The following is a 22521-nucleotide window of genomic DNA, read 5'->3' as shown; positions in this document are numbered from 1 at the left end:
GCTCGGCACCGCGCTCGCGCTGCCAGGTGCGGGCGGTGGCGAGGGTGGGCCCGGTGGGGAGCAGGTCGGCGGGTTGGCCGGGGTGGGGGCGCCCGCGCGCCGGGGGTGGGGGGGGCTGGCGCGCGCCCCCGGGAGCGCGCGGGGCAGCGCCCCCCGGCGCGGCGGCCGGTGGCGGGGGGGCCCGGCGCGGCTGGGGGCGCTCGCGCCCCCGGGAGGCGCCCCGCGCCCCCCGACTCCAGCGAGCGCGAGGACGACATAGCGCTGCTGCTCCTGCGCTGGGACGGTCCGGCCGGCGGCCTGGCCGCCCAGCAGCTGCGCCGCCGGATCGGCCAGGCCGACCTGGCGCGGATCTCCGAGGTCCGGGCGGAGCTGCGCGACGCGCTGCGCCGCTGGGGCGTCGCCGAGTTCATCGACACCGCCGAACTGCTCTCCTCCGAACTGGTCACCAACGCCATCCGGCACACCGACCGGGACGCCATGTTCACCGCCCGGCTCTACCGGGAGCCGGCCTCGGACGGCGGCCGGGCCCGGCTGCGGGTCGAGGTGGAGGACGAGTCGGACCTGTGGCCGACCCGCCGGACCCCGGGGGAGCAGGCCTCCTCCGGGCGCGGGCTGATGCTCGTCGAGGCGCTGGCGGACGCCTGGGGCGTGGAGCCGCGCGGGTCCGGCAAGCGGATGTGGTTCGAGCTCAGCGGCACGCCCGCGGCCTAGATCCGGCTACCCGAACTGCTGCTCCAGGTCCTTCAGTTTGCGCTCCAGCGAGTCCAGCCGCGGCAGCGTCACGGTGTCCTCGTCGATGGTCAGGTCGATGGTGCGCCGCTCCGGGCGGGCGGGCAGGCCCGGCTGGGCCACCGTGCCCTCGGCGGGCACCACCGCGCCCTCGGCGGCCTCGACCTCGCGCGGCCCGGCGGGCCGCTCCGCCGCGGGCCCGCCGGCTATGGCGGGTTCCGAGCCGGACTCCAACTGCCGTGCGGCGCCGCCGCGTCCGCGCCAGGCGCTGTTGCTGCGGCTGATCGCCCGGATCTCCGCCCGCTCGCGGCGGCCGGCGAGCCTGCGGCGCTCCCGCTCCACGGCCCTCTCCCGTTTGTCCTCGCGGACCTCGTCCACCGCCTCGTCGAGGCTGCGGACGCCTTCCAGGAGCATCAGCGACCAGGCCGCGTAGGTCTCGCGCGGGGCGCGCAGCCAGCGCACGATGCGGATCTGCGGCAGCGGGCGGGGGACGAGCCCCTGCTCGCGCAGCGCGGCCCGGCGGGTCTGCTTGAGCGCCCGGTCGAACAGGATGGCCGCCGAGAGGGACATGCCGGAGAAGAACTGCGGGGCGCCGGCGTGGCCGAAGCCGCGCGGGGCGTGCACCCAGTTGAACCAGGCCGAGGCGCCGGCGAACAGCCAGACCAGCAGCCGGGAGCCGAGCGCGGCGTCGCCGTGGCTGGCCTCGCGCACGGCGAGCACCGAGCAGAACATCGCGGCGCCGTCGAGGCCGAACGGGACGAGGTACTCCCAGCCGCCGGACAGCCCGAGGTTCTGCACCCCGAAGCCGACCAGTCCGTGGAAGGAGAGCGCGGCGGCGACACCGGCGCAGCAGAACAGCAGCGTGTACGAGGCGCCGCCGTACAGGGATTCCTTGCGGCGGCGCCGTTCCTCGGAACGCTCCCAGGAATCCGGCCCTCCGGCGGCGGCGGATCCCCGGCTCCGGACCAGGGCCACCAGGAGCGCGCTGACCAGCAGCCCCGCACCTCCGGTGACGGCCCAGCCAAGCGGTATGTCGGACAATTTCATCGCCGGAACCAGCCTCGCTTTCCTGCGTCGCGTTCCTGCGTCGTGATGGCGGGGACCATCATGGCGGATGCTCGGCGGGGGAATGGCCGATTCGGTGCCAATGCGCTGAGTAGAGGGATTTCTGACCCCGCGACAATCGCATTTTCTTATGCATTTGAAGCGGGCTATTCCCGGAATTCCGGGCTTTCCGGATCCGGCTTCGCACGTGTTTTCGTCAACCCCGCATGACGCGGGGGCAGCCGCCGCAGATGTCCTCCGGTTGGGCGGTATACACGAGGCAGCAGCTGGCCCGGGCCCGGTCGGTGCCCGAAGCATCCCCGCACCCGGGCGCCGGCGCGGCGAAACCGGCACCCGGGGTGAAGGGGGACGGGGCCGGAGCGGGGCCGCCGGTCACGCCGGGCGCGCACGCCGGTGCCGCCGCCGCGCCGCCCGCCTGCGGGGGCTCCAGCAGCGCGGACAGCTCGGCGCGCGCCCGCTCCTGCTCCCCGAGCAGCCCGCCGGCGTACCAGAGCCCCTCCACCGCCGCGTCCGTGGCCATCGCCCACAGCACCCGCGGCCCGCGCCGCACCTCGGGCCGGAAGGCGGCCAGCACCGGTTCCAGGAACCCGCCCAGCGCGCACCGCAGTTCGGCGGCCAACGCGTTCCCGTCCGGCACCGTACGGGCCTGCGGCACGCCGGCCGCCGGGTCGTCCGGCAGGCAGGCGAACGCCTCCGGGCGGACCGTCAGCTCCACCCGGTCGGTGCCGCGGCGCACCGAGACGTCCTCCGGGACGAGCAGCGGGACCCGGCGCTCCAGGAACCACGGCAGCGTGAACAGCAGCGAGAGCGGCCACACGACGCGGTGCAGGCCGAAGCCGGCCGCCACGTCCGGGCGCAGCGGCCGCCCGTAGCGGGCCAGGCCCTGCCGGGCGTCGTGGGCGATCAGCTCGCGGACCGCCTCGGGCCGGGTGGTCAGGTCGGCGGCGGGGATCCAGCCGTCGCCGCGGCGGGGCGGGGCGCAGCGCACCCGCAGGACAGGGGCGAGCGCGGTGAGCCGGTGGTACGAGGTCGCGCCGGGGGCGGTGGCGGCTGGCGCGGGGGTGAGGGCGTGCGCCTCGGTGGTGCGGGGGGCGCACGGCGTGGGGCCGGGCCGGGTGCTGCTCGCGGTCATGGGCGGGCCCCATCGGGTCGACCGGGGACCGCCCATGGACCGCCCGGCGGTGCCCGGTCGGGGTGGTGGCCCGCCCGGGCCCGGCCGGACCGGGGCATGGCGGTGCCCGGGGAACGGCAAGGCGAACCCGGCCGGGGTACTGCTCACCCCGGCCAGGTTAGGCTCACCTTAGCTGATTGTCCCCCAGGTCTCGCGGGTGATGCGCCCGTCCGGGGGAGGCCCCGGCGTGTGGGCCCCGCCCGGGGGGAGCCCCGGCGTGCGGGCCCCGTCCGGGAGAGGCCCCGGCGTGCGGGTGGTGCCCAACTGGCGCGCGAGCCAGACCGGCACGCCGCCCAGGGCGTGGACGAGCCGGGCCGCCTCGGCGCGCAACCGGGCGGCCTCGGCCGGTTCGGACACCTCGGCGAGCGCCGCGAGCGCCGGCGCCACCCCCACCGTGAAGCCGAGTTGCTCGCGCAGCCGCAGCGAGGCGTCGAAGCCCTCGCGGGCGTGGTCGCGGTCCCCGCGGGCCAGGGCCAGCGCCGCCAGGTGGCGCCAGGTGTACGAGCGCAGCAGTTCGTCCCCGCGTTCGCCCGCGCCGTCGTGCGCCCGGCGGTAGGCGATCCAGGCGGCGCCGCGGTCGCGCAGCAGGTTCTCGGCGACCAGTCCGCGCCGGAAGTCCAGCAGTGGGCGGCCCGGCGCGTCCGGCGGCAGCAGTGCCGAGGTGCGTCCGAGCGCGGCCTGCGCCTCGTCCAGTCGGTCCCGGGGGCCGAGCACGCTGGCCACGTACGCCAGGAAGCCGCGGGCGCAGGCTGCGGCCGCGCGCTGCTCGGTGCTGGCCACCACGGCCTCCGCGAGGCGCAGCGCCTGTTCCGCCTGGGTCCACTGTGCGGCGGTGAACAGGCACTGCTCGATGAGGAGTTCGGCCCGTGCCAGGGCCGCTGTCGGGTCCTGTTCGGCGGCCGGGCGCAGCAGTTCGGCCGCCTCCTGCCAGCACCCCCGGGACCTCAGTCGCCACACGGTGTCGCCCGGCTCCTCCGCTGCCGCCCGCCCCCGCCCGTTCGGGCCGTTCGGGCCCCATCCGTGCTCTGACAACGCCACCTCCTTGTGTGCGCCATCCAGCGGGGCGCGGCCCTGCCCGGCGTCGCCGCCGTCGACTGTCGGCGGCACGGCGACGGCAGCGCAAGGGCCCGCGCTGTGGCGGCAATTCAACACGGGGGTGAGCTTGTGCACCAGATCACGAGCGGAGGTTCTTGCATTCGCGGGGGAAATGATCTAGGCCCTGTCCGGCCTGATCCGCGGGGCGCGCCCTGGCGGATGCGCCCCGGTGGCCTCCGGTCGGTCAGGACGTCCAGCCGGTTTCCATCAGGGCCTCGGCGGCGCCGTTGGCGGGCTGCGGCACCCCCGCCAGGTCCAGGCTGAACAGGGCGACCAGCAGTTGTTCGCCGCGCACGGTGGCCTGGTGGGAGTAGCCGGCCAGGGTGAACATGGCGGCGGCCATCTCCTCGGCGTGCAGGGTCTGCAGCCACAGGCACTCGACCGACTTCACGTCGGCCGGCTCGGTCCAGGTGTCCACCTGGGCGACCATCCGGCTGCCCAGCAGGGTCACTCCGTCGCGCTCCTGGGCCTCGGTCAGCTCCAGGTCGTCGAAGCCGAGCCACTCCAGGTAGCGGGCGGCGGTGAAGACCGCGTCCTGCGAGGTGCGCACCGGGTGCGGGCGGAACGGCGCGCGGTGGCGGAACGGCTTGGGCTGGCCGCCGGAGCCGCCGGGCGGGGCGGGCACCGGGGCGCTCATCGGGTGGGCCGGGTACGGGCGGGAGGCCTGCGGGCCGGGGGTGGCGAGCGGGCCGGCCGTGCCGCCGCCGAGCCGGGTGGTGCGGTCCACCGGCAGCCGGACGGTGGCGCCGCAGTTGCAGGTGAACTCGGGCTGCGGCCACTGGTCGGAGCGGCCGCAGTGCGGGCAGCGCATGCTCAGCCAGGAGTCCTCCCAGGAGCGGAACCGCACCTGCACCGGCACCCCGCCGCGCAGCAGCGGCACCTTCAGCGAGGCGCCGCACGGACAGGGCAGCGACGGCGGCTCGTAGAGGTGCTCGCGGCGGCAGGCGGGGCAGCGGATCGCCCGGGCGCCACCGCCCGCCCCGTGCCCTGGCCTCGCGGGGTCGTGTCCGGTGAAGTCGTCGGGCAGTCCGGCCATCGCGGGCTCCGTCCGTTCGAGTCGGGTGGTGGAACGGTTTCCATGCTCCCCGAAACGGTGGGTCCTTGGCGCGGAATGGGGCAATCCTCAGGGTCGGATCAGGGGTGTGCGCCCGGCCGGTGCCCGCCACGGGTGCTTCGGGCACCCGGGCCGGCGGGGTGCGGTCAGCCGGCGGACCAGCGGGCCAGGTCGGCGGGGGTGTCCAGGTCGTCCGGGACGGCGACGTCGGCGCACTCGACCAGGGTGACCGCGTCCGGGTGCGCGGCCAGCAGGGTGCGGGCCCCGGCGTCGCCGCAGGCGCCCGCGGCCGCCTGCGCGAAGTACCGGGCGCCGATCAGCACCGGGTGCCCGCGCCGCCCTGCGTAGGCCGCCGCGGCCAGTTCCGCGCCGGCCCGGTGCGCGGCCAGCAGCCGGGCCACCGCGGCCGCGGTGACGCCCGGGGTGTCCACCAGCATCACCAGCACCGCCGACACCTCCGGCGCCAGCGCGGCCAGCCCGACGCGCAGCGAGGAGCCCATGCCGCCCGCCCAGTCCGGGTTGGCCACCAGCCGGCAGCCCGGCAGGTGCGCCGTGGAGCGGACGCGTTCGCCGGCCGCGCCCAGCACCACCGTGACGTCCGCGCAGCCGCCCGCCCGCACCACCGCCACCGCGTGCTCGACCAGCGGGCGGCCCGCGTACCGGATCAGGGCCTTGGGCCGCCCGCCGAGGCGTCGCCCGCCCCCGGCGGCGAGCACCAGTGCGGCGACGGGCCCGGTTCGGTCTTCGGTGGTCTGCATGGGCCCAGCCTGCCCGCCGGGGCCGCCGCCGCGCAGCCGTACGAACCCACAGTTGTACGAATGCACAAGGGGAACCCGCAGGTGGTGGCCGCCCCCCGGCGGTTCGGCCGCTGGTCCTGCGGCCCGCCGGCCCCTGTACTGGGTCGATGAACACCGCACCGCGCCCGCTGCTGGACCGTTTCGGCCGGGTCCACACCGACCTGAGGGTCTCGCTGACCGACCGCTGCAACCTGCGCTGTACCTACTGCATGCCGGCCGAGGGCCTGGACTGGCTGCCGAGGGCGCAGGCGCTGGGCGACGACGAGGTGGTGCGGCTGGTGCGGATCGCGGTCGGGCGGCTGGGGATCGCCTCGGTGCGGCTGACCGGCGGGGAGCCGCTGTTGCGGCGGGGCCTGCCGGACCTGGTGGGGCGGATCGCCGCGCTGGGGCCGGAGGTGTCGTTGACGACGAACGGGATCGGGCTGGCCCGCACGGCGGTGGCGCTGCGGGCGGCGGGGCTGGAGCGGGTGAACGTCAGCCTCGACACGCTGCGCCCGGAGCGGTTCGCGCGGATCACGCGGCGGGACCGGATCGCGGACGTGTTCGCGGGCCTGGCGGCGGCGCGGGCGGCGGGGCTGGGGCCGGTGAAGGTGAACGCGGTGCCGGTGCGCGGGGTGAACGAGGACGAGATCCCGGAGCTGGCGGCCTTCGCGGTGGAGCACGGGTACCGGATGCGGTTCATCGAGTCGATGCCGTTGGACGCGCAGGGCGCCTGGGACCGTTCGGCGATGGTCACCGCCGCGGAGGTCCTGGAGCGGCTCGGGGAGCGCTTCGACCTGCTGCCCGTGGGCCGGCGGGGCAACGCCCCGGCGGAGGAGTGGCGGGTCGCGGGCACGGACGCCGTCATCGGGGTGATCGCCTCCGTGACCCGCCCGTTCTGCGGGGGCTGCGACCGGGTGCGGCTCACCGCCGACGGCCAGTTGCGCAACTGCCTGTTCGCGACGGAGGAGTCCGATCTGCGCGCGCTGCTGCGCGGCGGTGCCGACGACGACCGGATCGAGGCGGCCTGGCGGGCCTCGGTGGCCGGGAAGGGGCCCGGACACGCCGTCAACTCCGACGACTTCGTCCGGCCCGACCGCCCGATGTCCGCCATCGGCGGCTGACGCCCGGGGTGTGAGCTTCGACATGGTGGGCGGGGTTCGCGTGGCGCCGCCTTGACCTGCTCTCGGGGTGGCTGATCTGCTGGTTCGCCGTCAACCCGCCCCAGATCCCGGGAGTTATCCGTGCCCGCCCGCCGCACCGCCCTGTCCGCCGCCACCGTGTTCCTGATATGCGCGCTCGCGCTGGCCGGCTGGCTGCTGGGCGGCCGTGACCACAAGAGCGGCGACTCCGCCGCGCCCGCCGGGGGCCTGGGCACCAGCCCGCTGCAGAACCCGGACGGCACCAAGCCCGGCCTGGCCCCGCTGACCACGCCGGAGGAGCAGAAGGCGGGCCGCGACGTGATAGCCAAGGTCGCCACCGCCGCCGCCGGCCCCAAGGACGGCTACGACCGCAACGAGTTCGGCCCCGCCTGGACGGACAACGTCGACGGCGTCCCGCTCGGCCACAACAACTGCGACACCCGCAACGACCTGCTGGCCCGCGACGGCACCGCCGTCGAGCGCAAGGACGGCTCGAACTGCGTCGTCACCGCGATGACCATCTACGACCCGTACACCGGCAAGAACGTCCAGTGGACCAAGCAGCAGGCCACGAAGATCCAGATCGACCACGTGATGCCGCTGTCCTACGACTGGCAGCTGGGCGCCGCCAAGTGGGACAAGGCCAAGCGCGTCCAGATCGCCAACGACCCGCTCAACCTGATCCCCGCCGACGGCTCGCAGAACGCCTCCAAGGGCGACTCCGGCCCTGCCACCTGGCTCCCCGCCAACACCGCCGTCCGCTGCTCGTACGCCGTCCGCTTCGCCCAGGTCTCCCTGAAGTACCAGCTCCCCGTCACCGTGGCCGACAAGCAGGCCATGCTGCAGCAGTGCGGAGGCTGAGGAATCGTTACGGCAGATGCTGGTGTGACGGGAGCGGGCGCCGGGTGGTATTCGTGGGCGGTGCACTCGTCGAACCCCCGTCGCCCGCTCCGCGCCCTGCTCACCGTCGCCCTCCTCGTGCTCGCCGCGGGCTGCACCGGGCCCTCGGACCCGGGCGCCCGCCGGCCCGGCACCGCGGCCGCGGCCCGGCCCCAGGACCTGGTGCCCGGCACGGCCGCCCCCGCGCTCGCGGCCCTGTACCTCCAGCCGCTGGACTGGAAGGACTGCCCGGACCGGCCTGAGCGCCCGGCCGGGGAGCCGGTCGCGCAGTGCACCGGACTCAAGGTCCCGCTGGACTACGCCGATCCGGGCGGCGAGACGATCGACGTCGCCGTCTCCCGGATCCGCGCCACCGAGGCCGACCGGCGGATCGGCGCACTGGTGCTCAACCCCGGCGGGCCGGGCAACTCCGGCGTGGACCGGGTGGTCTGGGGCTGGGAGGACTACCGCGGCACCCTCTCCGACCACTTCGACCTGGTCGGCTTCGACCCGCGCGGCGCCGGCCGCACCACCCCCGTGCACTGCCTCGACGACCGCACCCGGGACGAGTGGACCAGCACCGACGACCCCGGCTACGACCGCGGCCGGGTGCTCGCCGATGCCTGCCAGGCCCGGTACGCCACGCTGCTGCCCCACCTCTCCACCCGCGACACCGCCCGCGACCTCGACGTGCTGCGCGGCGCCCTGGGCGAACGGCGGCTCGATTTCCTCGGCAGCTCCTACGGCACCTACCTGGGCGCCCTCTACGCCGAGGAGTTCCCCGCCCGCACCGGCCGCCTCGCCCTGGACGGCGCCTTCGAACGCAGCCTCGACCCGGTCCGGCTGAACGTCGAGGCCGCCGCCGCCACCGAGACCGCGCTGCGGGACTTCGCCGCCGACTGCGCGGGCCGCGACGACTGCCCCCTCGGCCGCGACCGCGCCGCCGCCCCGCAGCGGCTCGCCGACTTCCTGGACGGCCTGCGCGCACACCCGCTGCCCGCCGCCGACGGCCGCCGCCTCACCGCCACCCTGGCCTGGAACGGCACCCTCGACACCCTCTACGACGGCCACCGCTCCTGGGAGCGGCTGCGCCAGGCCCTCGACCCGGCGATCACCCGCGGCGACGCCGCCGAACTGCTCGCCCTCGCCGACGGCGCCAACGGCCGCGGCGAGGACGGCGGCTACTCCACCGCGGCGGACGCCTTCGCCGCCATCAGCTGCGCGGACGCCCTGATGGCCCCCACCGCCGGGGACCTGCGCACCGACCGCACCGAACTCGCCGCCCGCGCCCCGCTGATGAGCCGGCACGACACCTCGGCTGCGCTGTTCGCCCCGGACTGCCGCTCCTGGCCGTACCGCACCGCCGAACGGCCCGCCCCGATCCGGGCCGAGGGCAGCGCCCCGATCCTGGTGATCGGCTCCACCGCCGACCCGGTCACGCCGTACCCGTGGGCGCAGCGGATGGCCTCCAACCTCGCCGACGCCGTCCTGCTCACCCGGGACGGCGACGGGCACACCGGCTACGACAAGAGCGGGTGCGTGCGGGACGCGGTGGCCGCGTTCCTGGTGGACGGCACGCTGCCCGCCGCCGGGACGCACTGCCCCTCCGCCTGACGGGGGCTGCCGGGGCCGACGGGGGCTTTCCAGGGGGCAACGCGAGGGGGGGCCGCCCCCGGGGGGGGGGGGCCCCCGGGGGGGGGGGGGGGGGGGGTGGGGGGGGGGGGGGGGGGGGGGCGGGGGGGGGGCCGCGCGGGGGGGGGGGCCCCCCCCCTGGGGTGGGACGGTCAGGAGGTCGGACGGTCAGGAGGTCGGGGCCGTCAGGTCGTAGAAGGTGGTGGAGCCGACCGTCTTCGCGGTGAAGTGGCTCGTCACCCAGCTCTCGATCTGGGAGGTCTCCGACTCCTTCTCCCCGGTGTCGCCCCGTCCGCTCTCGGCCCCGCCGAAGCCGCGGTGGGAGCCGCCGGCGATGAACCAGTGCACCTTGCCCTCCTGGACGTACTTCTGGAAGCCGGCCAGGCTGAGCGAGGGGTCGGTGCCGTTGAAGCCGCCGAGGGCCATCACCGGCTCTCCGGTGGCGAGTTGGTAGCTGGCGGCGTTCTGCGAGCCGCTGGTGGCGGCCGCCCAGGTGTACTGGCCGGCGCTCTCCTTGAGCAGGGCGGAGGCCTCCTCGCTCACCTTGGTGCCGCCGAGCAGGCCGCCCATGCCGCCCGTGGCGCCCATGCCGCCGGGGCCGAAGGTGCCGGGGTCCTCGCCGCTGCCGGGGTTGCCGGGGTTGCCCGGGTTGCCGGTGCCCGGGTTGGCGGTGCCGGGGTTGGCGCCCGTGCCGCGCTCGCGGTGACCGTTGCCGCCGCCCGGGCCCTTGCCCGAACCGCCGCCCGGCCAGCCGCCGTTGCCGCCGTTGAAGCCGCCCTGGCCGCCGCCGTTGCCCCCGCCGTTGAACCCGTTGCCGCCGCCCTGGGCGCCGGGCCAGCCGCCGTGCTGCCCGCCGCCGCCGGGGAAGCCGGGTGCGCCGCCGTTCTGCCCGCCGCCGTTCTGGCCGGGCTGGAACGTCCGCCCGTTGCCCGCGAAGCCCTGCCCGCCGTGCCGGCCGCCGCCGCCCGGACCGGAGGCGCCCTGGACGGCCGGCCCGGCCGTCACGATGGAGCCGCTGTGCGCCGTGCCGACGGTGTCCACCGCGTACGCGGCGGGCCCGCCGAGCGCCGCCGCCAGGCCGACCAGGCCGGCGACCGAGGCGATCCGGGCGCCGAGCCGCCCGTCGGCCCGCCCGGCCAGCTGTCCGGCGACCAGCGCGGCCGCCGCCACCAGCCCGCCGACCAGCACCGCCCAGCGCAGCCAGGGCACGAACTCCGAGCTCCGCCCGAGCAGGACGAACGCCCACACCGCCGTCACCGCGAGGGTGCCGGCCAGCACCAGCGCCCACGGAAGCCGGTGCCGGGCCCGCCACAGGCCGTCCACGCCCATGCCGACCAGCGCCGCGACGGCCGGGGCGAGCGCCACCGTGTAGTACTGGTGGAAGATCCCGGACATGAAGCTGAACACCAGCGCGGTGGACAGCATCGCGCCGCCCCACACCAGGAACGCCGCGCGGGCGGTGTCGGTGCGGGCGTAGCGGCGGGTCGCCCACAGGGCGGCGACCAGCAGGATCAGCGCGGCCGGCAGCAGCCAGGCGATCTGCCCGCCGATGTCGCTCCCGAACAGCCGGGTGAGGCCGGTCTGGCCCCAGCCGCGGCCGCCGCGCATCGCCCCGGCCGGCAGGTCGAGCCCGGCCGGGAGCCGCCCGCCGCCGCCGACGCTGCCGGTCTCGTCGCCGTTGATCCGGCCGAGGCCGTTGTAGCCGAAGGTGAGGGAGAGGAAGCTGTCGTCCTGCGAGCCGCCGACGTACGGGCGGGCCGAGGCCGGCAGCAGTTCGACCACCGCGACCCACCAGCCGCCCGCGACCACCATGGCCGCGCCCGCGAGCAGCAGCTGCCGCACCCGCCGCCACAGGCCGGTGGGCGCGACGACCAGGTAGACCAGCGCGAAGGCGGGCAGGACGAGGAAGGCCTGCAGGGTCTTGGTGAGGAAGGCCAGGCCGAACATCGCCCCGGTGAACACCAGCCACCGGGTGCCCGCCGCCTCGATGGCCCGCACCAGCCCGTACGCGGCCAGGGTGAGCAGCAGGGCCAGCAGCGCGTCGGGGTTGTTGAAGCGGAACATCAGCGCCGCGACCGGGGTGAGCGCCAGGGCGGCCCCGGCGAGCAGGCCGCCGAGCGGGGAGAAGCGCCGGCGCACCGTCGCGTAGACGACGCCGACGGTGGCGGCGCCCATCAGGGCCTGCGGGGCGAGCACGGACCAGGAGGACAGGCCGAAGACCCGCACCGAGAGGGCCATCGGCCACAGCGACATCGGGGGCTTGTCGACGGTGATGAAGTTCCCGGCGTCGGAGGAGCCGAAGAAGAAGGCCTTCCAGCTCTGGCTGCCGGCCTGGACGGCGGCCGAGTAGAAGGCGTTGGCCCAGCCGGAGGCGCTCAGGCCCCAGAGGTAGAGGACGACGGTCGCGGCCAGCAGTGCCAGCAGGGCCGGGCGCACCCAGCGCGGGTCGTCCGCGCGGCCGCGCCAGGCGCGGGCGGGGAGGGTGCGCAGCCGGCCGGACCAGGAGGCGGGGCCCTTGGGGCCGGCGGGCGGCAGGGGCTGCTCGGGGAAGAGCGGCGCCGGGTCCGGCCGGGCTGGGTCCGGCTGCGGCACCTCCGGCGGCGGGAAGTCCGCGGCCTCGGGCCACGGTTCGCCGGCCGGAGTGGAGTAGCTGGTCGTGGTCATGCGCCATACCGTGCGTGGTGCGGCTGAGAGGAGCGTGAGACGACGCTGTGAGACGGGTGTGATCTGCGGGGCCGATCGGGTGATCGGGTGATCGGGCGGGCCGCCGGGGGATCGGTCAGGCGGCCTTCGGCGTGGTCAGGCGGCCTTCGGCATGGTGAGGTGCTGGCCGAGCCACTCCAGGGCCGGGGGGATCTCCCGGGTCCAGGTGTGGAAGTTGTGGCCGCCGGTGTCCAGGGTGATGGTGGACACCTTGGTGGGGGCCTTGAAGGCGCCGACCATGGCCTGGGTGTCGGCGTAGTTGTTCTCGTCGTAGCTGGTGGTGAGCAGCAGGGAGACGGGGGCGGCCGGCTGGTTCTTCAGCCGCCACAGCAGGTCGTTCTGCTGCTTCAGCTGGTCGTTGCCGCCGAAGAGGTCGCCGGTGGTCTCGTCGTGCGCCGCGCTGTAGTAGCCGGAGAGCGCGACCGCGGCGCGGTAGGCGTCGGGCTTGCGCATCGCGAACTTGAGCGCGCAGTAGCCGCCGGTCGAGTTGCCGATGACGGCGCGGCTCGCCGGATCGGTGCCGAGCCGGTAGGTGGTGGCGAGCGCCTTGGGCAGGTCGGTGGTGAAGAAGGTCTCCGCCTGGGGGCCGCCCGGCACGTCGACGCACTCGGTGTCCCGGTTGCCGACGACCGTGGGGCGCATCATCACCAGGACGGTCGGCGGCAGCTTCTTCTGCTCGATCGCGGTGAGGGTGGAGGCCGGGTACTGCATCAGCGAGATCAGCTTCTCCGGGGTGCCCGGGTAGCCGGTGAGCACCAGGGCCATCGGGAACCGCTGCTGCGCGTAGTCCGGCTGGAAGTACTGCGGGGGGAGGTAGACGAACGCCTCGGTGCTCAGGCCGGTCGAGGCTCCTTTGACGGCGACCTGCTGGATCAGCCCGGAGCGCTCCCGGTCCGAGCCCTGGGCCGAGTAGAACTTCTGCTCGCCGGTGACGGCCACGGAGGCGTTCGGCGTGTGGTCGACGACCGTGCCCGGCTTGCCGTCGGTGCCGAGCAGGTCGCTCCAGGAGCTGTAGAAGCCGAAGTAGCCGTTGGCGATCAGGCCCATGGCGACCAGCACGGCGATCTGGGTGGCGAGGAAGGCGCCGATCCGGCCCGTCCAGGACTTCCAGCCCTTCCCGCCGAAGCGCGGCCAGAGCCACATGGTGGCGCCGAAGACGAGGATCGCGACGACCGAGGCGACGATCTGGAGGGGGAATCCGGTGAGGCTGAGCACGCCCCGATCGTAGTTGACCTCGATCAGCGCCCCCGGGCACCCCCTGCACGCCCTCTGCACGCCCCCTGAATCCGGTTGACCGCGCCGGGCGGGGCCGCCAGCATGGCGGCGGACACGTGCACGCTGTGTGCGCGGGGCATCACCGGGGCGGGATTCATGAAGTCCATCACCAAGGCCGGTCTGGCCGTCGGCACCGTACTGCTGCTCGCGGCCTGCTCCAGTGGCACCAGCGGCGCCAGGGGCGGCGGGGGGAGCGCCGCGGGCGGGCCGTCCACCGGCGCGGCCCCGGCGCTGCCCGCGCCGACGCGGACGCCGACCCCCACCCCGACGCCGCCGCCGTACGGCCCGGTGCTCGGCACGACCATCGACCCGGTGAACACCGCGCTCGGCCAGGTGGCCGGGGCCAAGACCCTGGGCGACCTCGACGGCGTCCTCGGCGGCATCGCCACCAGCGCGCGGACGGCCGGGCGGAGCCTGGGCCTGGCGGACGAGCCGGCCGCGGTCGCGACGGCGCAGACCGAGCTGGTGAGGGCGCTGACCTCGCTGGCCACCGACGCGACGAAGGTCCGCGGCGACATCAAGAGCAGGGGCGTCTGCGCGGTGGGCTCCGCGCAGGCCGAACTGGGCGCCTCCGAGGGCCTGGCGGCGGTGTCGGCGGCCCTGGCCAAGATGGCGGCGGCCGGCTACCCGACGACCTTCGCCGTCCCGCAGACCCCGAAGCAGCAGTCCCGTTCGCTGGACAACGGCACCCTGGTGCGCGAGGGGCGGCTGCGCGGCCAGGGCGTGTTCAAGGTCGACAACGGCGGCAGGGGGGACGCGGTCGTCTCGCTCGCGCTGAACGGCAAGTCGGTGCACTCGGTGTACGTGGCCAAGGGACAGAAGGCCAGCATCGAGGGCGTCGAGGACGGCACGTACGAGGTGTACTTCGCGGGCGGGGTGGACTGGGACTCCGACACGAAGGCGTTCACGCAGAGCTGCCGGTTCACCAAGTTCCAGGACACGCTGGCGTTCGAGACCGGTCGCACCGCGACGTCCTGGTCGATCACCCTCCAGCCGACGGTCGGCGGCAACGCCAAGACCGACGAGCTGGACGAGAACTCCTTCCCGCAGCCGTAGCCCTGGCGGCGAGCGGACGGGTGGACGGGCGGACATGACGCCCCGACGGGCGGGCACGGCCGGTGCCGTGGGGTGCCACCGCGCCCGCCCTTAACGGGCATACCGGGGCGGATGGTTGCCGCCCCGGGCCGCAACGGACGATTGCCGTCGGCGAGTTCGGCCAATACGGTTGACCACTTGAAGTGACCATGGCACTTTCGTGCGGCGCGGGCCTCGGCGACCAGTCGTACACCCCGCGATCCCCCACAAGGAGAGCCATGTTCAAGAGACTTGCCGCGATGGCCGGCGTCGGCGCCGTCGTCGCGGGCGGGCTGACCCTCGCCGCCGCCCCCGCGCACGCCGTCCAGGCCAGCGACCTGACCTCCACCATCGCGCTGAGCAACTGCTCGGCCTCGCTGGTGCGTTACCCCACCTCGGTGGCCGGAGACCGGGCCCTGATGCTCACCAACGGCCACTGCCTGCCGACCATGCCCACGGCCGGCCAGGTCATCCAGAACGCGAGCGCGAGCCGCAGCGGCACCCTGCTCGACGGCGCCGGAAACAGCCTCGGCACCGTCCAGGCCGACAAGGTCGTCTACGCGACCATGACCGGCACCGACGTCGCGCTCTACCAACTCACCGACACCTACGGCTCGATCAGCTCCAAGTACGGCGCGACCGCGCTGACCGTCAACGACACGCACCCGACCGACGGCGCCGCGATGTACATACCCTCCTCGTACTGGAAGCAGGTGTGGAACTGCTCCGTCAACGGGTTCGTGCCCACCCTGCGCGAGGACCAGTGGACCTGGCACGACTCGCTGCGCTACAGCTCCGGCTGCAACACCACGCACGGCACCTCCGGTTCGCCGATCATCGACTCCGCCAGCGGCCGGATCATCGGCATCAACAACACCGGCAACGACAACGGCGAGATGTGCACCCTGGACAACCCGTGCGAGGTCGCCGCGGACGGCACCACCACGGCCACCAAGGGCCAGAGCTACGGTGAGGAGACCTACTGGTTCACCACCTGCCTCGGCAACGGCCGGGTCATCGACCTCAACGTGGCCGGCTGCCTGCTCACCAAGCCGGCCGGCAGCGGCGCGGTCTCCGTCAGCAGCCCCGGTGACCAGTCCACGGCGGTCGGCGGTGCGGTGAACGTCCAGATCAACGCTTCCGGTGGTGCCGCGCCGCTGTCGTACAGTGCGACGGGTCTGCCGGCCGGGCTGGCGATCAACGCCTCGACCGGTGCGATCACCGGTACCGCCACCACGGCGGGTTCGTCGAGCGTGACGGTGACGGTGAAGGACTCGGCGGGCAAGTCGGGTACGGCGAGCTTCACGTGGACGGTGACCGGTGGCGGTGGCGGTACCTGCACGCCGGCGCAGCTGCTGGGCAACGCGGGCTTCGAGACGGGTTCGGCGGCGCCGTGGACGACCAGCTCCGGTGTGGTGGACAACAGCTCCTCGCAGGCTGCGCACGGTGGTTCGTGGAAGTCGTGGCTGAACGGCTACGGTTCCTCGCACACCGACACGCTGGCGCAGACGGTGACGATCCCGGCGGGCTGCAAGGCGACGCTGAGCTTCTGGCTGCACATCGACACCGCTGAGTCGGGCAGCACCGCGTACGACAAGCTGGCCGTGTCGGTGAACGGGACCACGCTGAAGACGTACTCCAACGTGGACGCGGCGGCGGGCTACCAGCAGCGGACCTTCGACCTCTCGTCCTACGCGGGCCAGAGCGTCACCCTGAAGTTCACCGGCACCGAGGACGCCTCGCTGCAGACGAGCTTCGTGATCGACGACACCTCCATCCAGACCAGCTGAGTCCGGACCGGGCCCCCGCGGGCCCGGTGAACCAGGACAGGTGAGGGGCCCGGCGGCTACGGCTGCCGGGCCCTTGTCGTGCGTCCGGGCCCAGGCGGTGCAGAAACGTTTATCCCAGGCCCTTGACGCTCTCTCCCGGCGGCCCTAGGTTCAGCGCTGCAAGTTTCCGGCAAGTTACAGAAACTTCCTGCATAGCTCTTCCTGCACAGCTCATCCCCGGCTGCCCCCACCCCAGCCACCCCCAGGAGACGACGTGGTCACCACCGCCCCCACCCGCCGGACCGCCCGCGCGGCCGGCGCCCTCGCCGCCTCGGCGGCCCTGGCGCTCTCGCTCGCCACCTCCCTCGGCGCCCCCGCCGCCCAGGCCGCCCCACCCGCCAACAACGGCAAGGACGTCACCGCCACCCTCTTCGAGTGGCGCTTCGACTCCGTCGCCCAGGCCTGCACCTCGACGCTCGGCCCGAAGGGCTACGGCTTCGTCGAGGTCTCGCCGCCCCAGGAGCACATCCAGGGCCCGCAGTGGTGGACCTCCTACCAGCCCGTCAGCTACCGGATCGCCGGGCGGCTCGGCGACCGGACGTCCTTCAAGAACATGGTCGACACCTGCCACGCCGCCGGGGTCAAGGTCATCGCCGACGCCGTCGTCAACCACATGACGGCCGGCTCCGGCACCGGCACCGGCGGCACCGCGTACACCAAGTACACCTACCCCGGCACCTACCAGGACCAGGACTTCCACTCCTGCCGCCAGCCGATCACCAACTACCAGGACCGCTCCAACGTGCAGAACTGCGAGCTGGTCAACCTCGCGGACCTCGACACCGGCAGCGCGTACGTCCAGCAGACCATCGCCCGCTACCTGGACGACCTGGGCTCCCTCGGCGTCGACGGCTACCGGATCGACGCCGCCAAGCACATCGCCGCCGGCGACCTCGCCGCGATCAAGGCGAAGACGGCCAACCCCAAGGCCTACTGGGTGCAGGAGGTCATCTACGGCGCCGGCGAACCGGTCCAGCCCACCGAGTACACCGGCACCGGCGACGTCGACGAGTTCCGCGTCGGCACCGACCTCAAGCGGATGTTCACCAGCGACAAGCTCGCCAACCTGTCCGGCTGGGGCGCCTCCTGGGGGTACCTGCCGAGCGGGCAGGCGCGCTCCTTCATCGACAACTGGGACACCGAGCGCAACGGCTCCACCCTCAACTACACCTACGGCAACACCTACACGCTGGCCAACGTCTTCCTGCTCGCCTCGCCGTACGGCGCGCCCAACGTCTACTCCGGCTACGCCTTCACCAACAACGACGACGGCCCGCCCAACGGCGGCACCGTCAACGCCTGCTACCAGGACGGCTGGAACTGCACCCACGCCTGGCGGCAGATCGCCAACATGGTCGGCTTCCGCAACGCCGTCGCGGGCACCGGCGTGACCAACTGGTGGTCCAACGGCAACAACGCGATCGCCTTCGGCCGCGGCAACAAGGGCTACGTCGCGCTCAACCACGAGAGCGGCCCGATCACCCGGACCTTCCAGACCGGGCTCGCGGCCGGCACCTACTGCGACATCCAGCACGGCGACCCGCAGCCGGGCGGCGGCTGCACCGGCCCGACCTACCAGGTGGGCGCCAACGGGCAGTTCACCGCGACGGTCGGCGCGGGCGACGCGATCGCGCTGTACGTCCCGGGCGGGGCGGCCAGCACCTCCGGCGCCTCGTTCAACGTCAACGCGACCACCGTCAACGGCCAGAACGTCTACGTGGTCGGCGACGTCGCCGCGCTCGGCGGCTGGGACCCGGCCAAGGCGCTGCCGCTCTCCTCGGCCGGCTACCCGGTCTGGTCGCTGTCGCTCACGCTGCCGGCCGGCACGGCCTTCCAGTACAAGTACGTCCGCAAGGACGCGAGCGGCGCGGTGACCTGGGAGTCCGGGGCCAACCGGACGGCGACCGCGCCGGCCTCGGGCCTGGTCACCCTGAACGACACCTGGCGGCCGTAGGCCCTGTCCGGCCACCCTCGGGCCGCCCCTGGACCCCCGTCAGCCTGGCCTGACGGGGGTCCCTCGTGCGGGTGGCCGTGCCGGTTCAAACCTCGGCCGGCGAGGCGGCGCTGACACGATCGCGGGATGAGAACCACCCCCCTCGTCCTCTCCGCTACCGCTACTCGCACGACGAGTGATCACCACGGGATCTAACTCCCGGCCCTGGAAGCGGGGTTGGGTTAGGGTGGGGACATGGTTGCGAACTGCAAGGAAGAAGTGGCCGTGAACGAACCGGAGTTCGTCAGCGCTCCCGCCCTGATTCTTCAGTCCCTCGCCGCCGACCCCGACCGACGGGCCATCACCACCGCCGACGGCATCGAACTCACCGCGGGTGACTTCGCCGCCGCCACCTACCGCCTCGCCCACGAGCTCATCGCCCGGGGCGTGGTGCGCGGCGACACCGTGACCCTGCTCGCGGGCAACACCGCCGAGGCGCTGAGCGGCCGTTACGCGGCAGGCCTCGCGGGTGCGCGGGTGGTGAACCTCTACGACGGCATGAGCGCCTCGACCCTGGCCGAGATCGCGACGAGCGTCGACACCGCCGTCCTGCTCGTCGACGCCGAACGGTACCCGGCGGCCGCCGAGTTGCTGCCCCTGATCGACGTGCCGACCGTCCTTTGTCTCGGCCCCGGACCGGCGGCCATCGGCGAGGACGTGATCGCCGCCGCCGCCCACCGGCCCGCCGAGCCGCCGGCCGTCCGGGTCGGCCCGGACGACGACTGGGGCATCCGGCACACCGGCGGGACCACCGGAATCCCGAAGGGCATCCGCAGCCTGCACGGCGCCTACCGGAAGGTCTTCGACACCCCCGGCCGCATGGAGAGCGACACACCCCGCTTCCTCGCCGCCACCTCGCTCGCCCACCTCGCCGGGCTCTTCTCCGACCTGACGCTCCACCACGGCGGCACGGTGGTCCTCCAGCGGTCCTTCGACCCCGGCGAGGTCCTGGCCGCGATCGAGCGCGAGCGCATCACCGACCTGTGGGTGCTGCCGCCGCTGCTCTACCAGCTGCTCGACCACCCGGCGATCGGCCGCACCGACCTGTCCAGCCTGCGCCGGGTCTCGTACGGCGGCTGCGCGGCCTCGCCCACCCGGGTGCGCGAGGCGCTCAAGGTGTTCGGGCCGGTCCTGTGGAGCGGCTACGGGCAGTCGGAGGCGCAGAACATCTGCATGCTCGCCCCGCACGAGCACGACCGGGTCGGGCACGGCGGCCAGATCGCGGTCGGCCGACCCCTCCCGGGCATCGAGGTGGCGATCCGGTCCGCCGACGGCACCGAGCTGCCGACGGGGGAGCAAGGCGAGATCCACGTCCGCTCGGACACCGTCATGGCCGGGTACTGGAAGCGGCCCGACCTGACCGCCGAGGTGCTGCGCGACGGCTGGCTGAACACCGGCGACATCGGCTACTTCGACGCGGACGGCTACCTCTACCTGGCCGACCGGCTCAAGGACAAGATCATCGTGGTCGGCGGGCACGTCTACCCGTCCGAGGTCGAGGACCTGCTGCTCACCCACCCGGCGATCGCGCAGTGCGCGGTCTTCGGGGTGCGCGACGCCCAGGAGGCGGAGCACGTCCACGTCGCCGTCGTCGCCGCGTCGGGGCAGCGGCCGGACCTGGAGGAGGTCCGCGCGTTCGTCACGGCCCACAAGGGGCGGATCTACGCGCCGGAGGCCCTGCACGTCGTGGCCGCGATCCCGCTGACGTCTGTCGGCAAGCCGGACAAGAAGCGGCTGCGCGAGTCCGTGGCGGGCTGACGGCGGGGGCCGACGGCGGGCTCTAGCCCCGTCCGACGTACGGCATGGCGGTCGCCATCACGGTGGCGAACTGCACGTTGGCCTCCAGCGGCAGTTCGGCCATGTGCCGGACGGTGCGGGCCACGTCGGCCACGTCCATGGTCGGCTCGACCGCGAGCCGCCCGTCCGCCTGCCGCACCCCGGTGCTCATCGCGGCGGTCATGTCGGTCGCCGCGTTGCCGATGTCGATCTGCCCGCAGGCGATCCGGTACGGGCGGCCGTCCAGCGACAGCGACTTGGTCAGCCCGGTGACGGCGTGCTTGGTCGCGGTGTAGGCGATCGAGTGCGGGCGCGGGACGTGCGCCGAGATCGAGCCGTTGTTGACGATCCGGCCGCCCTGCGGGTCCTGCGCCTTCATCTGCCGGAACGCGGCCCGGGCGCAGAGGAACGCCCCGGTCAGGTTGAGGTCGACCACCGCCCGCCAGGCCTCGACCTCCAGATCCTCCACCGGCACGGCCGCGCCGAAGGTGCCGGCGTTGTTGAACAGCAGGTCCACCCGGCCGAAGCGCTCGACGGCTGCGGCGAACAGCGCGTCCACCGCCGCCGGGTCGGTGACGTCGGTCGGCACCACCGCGGTCGGCGTGCCGCCCAGGCGGGCGGTCTCCCGCAGCGGCTCGGCCCGCCGGCCGGCCAGCACCAGCCGCCAGCCGGCCGCGGCCAGTTCGACCGCCACGGCCCGGCCCACTCCGCTCCCGGCTCCGGTGACGACGGCGATCTGCTGGGGCATGGCGTTCTCCTGGGTCTGCTCGGTTTCGGCTGGGCTCGGGTTCCCCGGGGTGGGGTTCGCTCGCTCCGGGCGTGAGCCGATCGTTGCGGATACGGGGGCCGCCGTCACTGGTCGAAGGCCCCAAAATTCGCACCCCCGGACAGGCCGCGGACCGTGCTCCCCGCCGTCCGGCCCCCGTCGTTCGGGGGGAGTGGTGAAGGCCTTTACCTGATCGCGAACAAACATTGGATTTCCGGTGGCCACCGCGCAACCGGGCCACCCCGGTCCACGTCATAAGATCGCAGGAAGGCGCGCCACCGCGAGGGAGGACGCGCCGCCACCCCGGGGACCGCACCAGCGCCGCGCCCCCGGTCTGTCCGGCCCCACCGGGGGGCCACAGCCCGGTCAGACGGACCGGGCGTGTCATCGGTCGGAGAGTCCTCACCGTGCTTAGGCAGTCGTCCCGTTCCCGCGCCGTCCTGACCGGCGCCGCCGTGCTCGCCCTGGCCGCCTCGCTCGCGGCCTGCGGGAGTTCCGGCGGCGGGAAGGGGGACGGCGGCAAGGCGGCCGGCACCCCGGGTGCGACCGGTACCGCTGCTACGGGCGGCTCGCCCAGCGCGGGTGGCGGCGGTACGCCCGCGCCCACCACCGCGGAGCCCGCGGCCGCCACCGGGAAGGTGCTGATGCCCACCGGTCCGGCCGCAAACCTGAGCAAGGCCCGGGACACGTCCGCCGGTCCGATCATGATGACCACGGTGACCGGCGCGAAGTCCGGCGTCTCCGGCAAGGTCTGGGTCTGGCTGCCGCCCGAGTACAACGACCCCAAGTTCGCCAAGACCGGCTTCCCGGTGCTCACCCTCTTCGCGGGCGGCCAGAGCAACGGCTACAACACCTGGACCGACAACCAGCTGCCGATCCAGGAGGAGAACGAGCAGCTGGTCAAGGCGGGCAAGTCCCACCCGTTCATCATGATCATGCCGGTGCAGAACTTCAACAGCGACGAGCACAACGCGCTGGACTGCTCCGACATCCCGGGCCAGCCCAAGATGGGCACCTGGATGTCCCAGGACCTCCCGGACTTCGTCCGCGCCAACTTCCGCACCGTGAAGGGCCGCGACGGCTGGGGCGTGATGGGCGCCTCCACCGGCGGCTTCTGCAGCGCCAAGCTCGCCCTCCAGCACCCGGACGTCTACAAGGCCGCCGTCCCGATCGACGGCTACTACGTTCCCGACTCGGGGCTGTGGAAGGGCCACGACGCCGAGCGGCAGGCCAACAACCCCGACGTGCTGGTCGCCCAGGGCAAGGCCGACGTGAAGATGCTGGTCACCGCGGGCGGCGCCAACCCGTACGAGACCAAGCTGGTCAAGGGCTGGGTCGCCAAGGCCGCCCCGCCGGTGTCGCTGGAGTACTACGAGCAGCCCGGCGGCAAGCACCTGACCTCGGACTTCAAGAAGATGATCCCGGACACGCTGCAGTGGCTCACCAAGAACCTGGCGGGCCCGGAGGCCGACTGATCCCAGCGGCGCGACGACCCGTACGGCCGTCTGTACAGCGACCCGCACGACGACCCGCACGCCGTGGGCCCGGGGCACCCAGGTGCC

17 protein-coding genes are annotated in these 22521 nt (G+C 74.2%); 9 read left to right on the top strand and 8 right to left on the bottom strand.

Translation table 11 applies throughout. From position 1 onward, the window contains the following. The first annotated feature begins 168 nt into the window (after nt 1-168). Nucleotides 169-711: an ATP-binding protein gene (locus ACFV6I_RS21050; protein ID WP_380426917.1), complete on the top strand. Its 543-nt coding sequence runs from the start codon at nt 169-171 to the stop codon at nt 709-711. Nucleotides 712-717: 6 nt separating this feature from the next. Here the strand turns inward: ACFV6I_RS21050 and ACFV6I_RS21045 are convergent, their stop codons facing one another. The 5 genes from ACFV6I_RS21045 to ACFV6I_RS21025 all read right to left on the bottom strand — a co-directional run bounded on the left by ACFV6I_RS21045 (nt 718) and on the right by ACFV6I_RS21025 (nt 5872). Beyond that, nucleotides 718-1776 carry a DUF2637 domain-containing protein gene (locus tag ACFV6I_RS21045; protein WP_063347077.1) on the bottom strand — a complete coding sequence of 353 codons (1059 nt, stop codon included), beginning with the start codon at nt 1774-1776 and terminating at the stop codon, nt 718-720. A gap of 214 nt (nt 1777-1990) precedes the next feature. Next, nucleotides 1991-2926, bottom strand: coding sequence for a (2Fe-2S)-binding protein (locus ACFV6I_RS21040; protein WP_380426915.1), 936 nt, complete (start codon nt 2924-2926; stop codon nt 1991-1993). Between the two features lie 168 nt (nt 2927-3094). After that, nucleotides 3095-3997: a hypothetical protein gene (locus ACFV6I_RS21035; RefSeq protein ID WP_380426913.1), complete on the bottom strand. Its 903-nt coding sequence runs from the start codon at nt 3995-3997 to the stop codon at nt 3095-3097. A 247-nt stretch (nt 3998-4244) separates the two neighbouring features. Then, nucleotides 4245-5096 carry a hypothetical protein gene (locus ACFV6I_RS21030; RefSeq protein WP_380379251.1) on the bottom strand — a complete coding sequence of 284 codons (852 nt, stop codon included), beginning with the start codon at nt 5094-5096 and terminating at the stop codon, nt 4245-4247. 164 nt (nt 5097-5260) lie between these two features. Further along, nucleotides 5261-5872 carry an NTP transferase domain-containing protein gene (locus ACFV6I_RS21025; RefSeq protein WP_380345453.1) on the bottom strand — a complete coding sequence of 204 codons (612 nt, stop codon included), beginning with the start codon at nt 5870-5872 and terminating at the stop codon, nt 5261-5263. A gap of 146 nt (nt 5873-6018) precedes the next feature. Between ACFV6I_RS21025 and moaA the strand changes: the two genes are divergently transcribed. From moaA to ACFV6I_RS21010, 3 genes are all read left to right on the top strand, one after another. Next, the gene (gene moaA / locus ACFV6I_RS21020) at nt 6019-7014 is read left to right on the top strand and encodes a GTP 3',8-cyclase MoaA (RefSeq protein WP_380426911.1); all 996 of its coding nucleotides are present in this window, start codon (nt 6019-6021) and stop codon (nt 7012-7014) included. A gap of 120 nt (nt 7015-7134) precedes the next feature. Further along, nucleotides 7135-7893 carry an HNH endonuclease family protein gene (locus ACFV6I_RS21015; RefSeq protein ID WP_350881552.1) on the top strand — a complete coding sequence of 253 codons (759 nt, stop codon included), beginning with the start codon at nt 7135-7137 and terminating at the stop codon, nt 7891-7893. Nucleotides 7894-7953: 60 nt separating this feature from the next. Beyond that, nucleotides 7954-9525 (top strand): alpha/beta hydrolase, encoded by a 1572-nt coding sequence (locus ACFV6I_RS21010; protein ID WP_380345459.1) that lies wholly within the window; start codon nt 7954-7956, stop codon nt 9523-9525. Between the two features lie 186 nt (nt 9526-9711). Here the strand turns inward: ACFV6I_RS21010 and ACFV6I_RS21005 are convergent, their stop codons facing one another. Then, nucleotides 9712-12207 (bottom strand): ArnT family glycosyltransferase, encoded by a 2496-nt coding sequence (locus ACFV6I_RS21005; protein ID WP_380426908.1) that lies wholly within the window; start codon nt 12205-12207, stop codon nt 9712-9714. 135 nt (nt 12208-12342) lie between these two features. Then, nucleotides 12343-13461, bottom strand: a complete 1119-nt coding sequence (locus ACFV6I_RS21000; protein WP_380426906.1) for an alpha/beta hydrolase — start codon at nt 13459-13461, stop codon at nt 12343-12345. Between the two features lie 156 nt (nt 13462-13617). On the opposite strand from ACFV6I_RS21000, the gene ACFV6I_RS20995 reads away from it, so the two are divergent. The 4 genes from ACFV6I_RS20995 (at nt 13618) to ACFV6I_RS20980 (ending at nt 20175) form a co-directional block, all read left to right on the top strand. Continuing rightward, nucleotides 13618-14577, top strand: a complete 960-nt coding sequence (locus ACFV6I_RS20995) for a hypothetical protein (RefSeq protein WP_380426904.1) — start codon at nt 13618-13620, stop codon at nt 14575-14577. A gap of 257 nt (nt 14578-14834) precedes the next feature. Then, nucleotides 14835-16385 (top strand): putative Ig domain-containing protein, encoded by a 1551-nt coding sequence (locus tag ACFV6I_RS20990; protein ID WP_380426902.1) that lies wholly within the window; start codon nt 14835-14837, stop codon nt 16383-16385. Nucleotides 16386-16638: 253 nt separating this feature from the next. After that, nucleotides 16639-18378, top strand: a complete 1740-nt coding sequence (locus tag ACFV6I_RS20985; RefSeq protein ID WP_380426900.1) for a carbohydrate-binding module family 20 domain-containing protein — start codon at nt 16639-16641, stop codon at nt 18376-18378. A 234-nt stretch (nt 18379-18612) separates the two neighbouring features. After that, a complete protein-coding gene (locus ACFV6I_RS20980; RefSeq protein WP_380426898.1) occupies nt 18613-20175 on the top strand; it encodes an AMP-binding protein in 1563 nt (520 codons plus the stop codon). 22 nt (nt 20176-20197) lie between these two features. Here ACFV6I_RS20980 and ACFV6I_RS20975 read toward each other — a convergent pair whose 3' ends face one another. Next, complete coding sequence (locus tag ACFV6I_RS20975; RefSeq protein WP_380337596.1) at nt 20198-20941, bottom strand: SDR family oxidoreductase; 744 nt, start codon at nt 20939-20941, stop codon at nt 20198-20200. A gap of 425 nt (nt 20942-21366) precedes the next feature. Between ACFV6I_RS20975 and ACFV6I_RS20970 the strand changes: the two genes are divergently transcribed. Further along, nucleotides 21367-22434, top strand: a complete 1068-nt coding sequence (locus ACFV6I_RS20970) for an alpha/beta hydrolase family protein (RefSeq protein ID WP_244293338.1) — start codon at nt 21367-21369, stop codon at nt 22432-22434. The last annotated feature ends 87 nt before the right edge of the window (nt 22435-22521 follow it).

This window comes from Kitasatospora sp. NPDC059803, assembly GCF_042732255.1.
GTDB lineage: Bacteria > Actinomycetota > Actinomycetes > Streptomycetales > Streptomycetaceae > Kitasatospora.
Note: the sequence above shows the minus strand (reverse complement) of the source record. Positions and strands in the feature narration are given on the sequence as shown.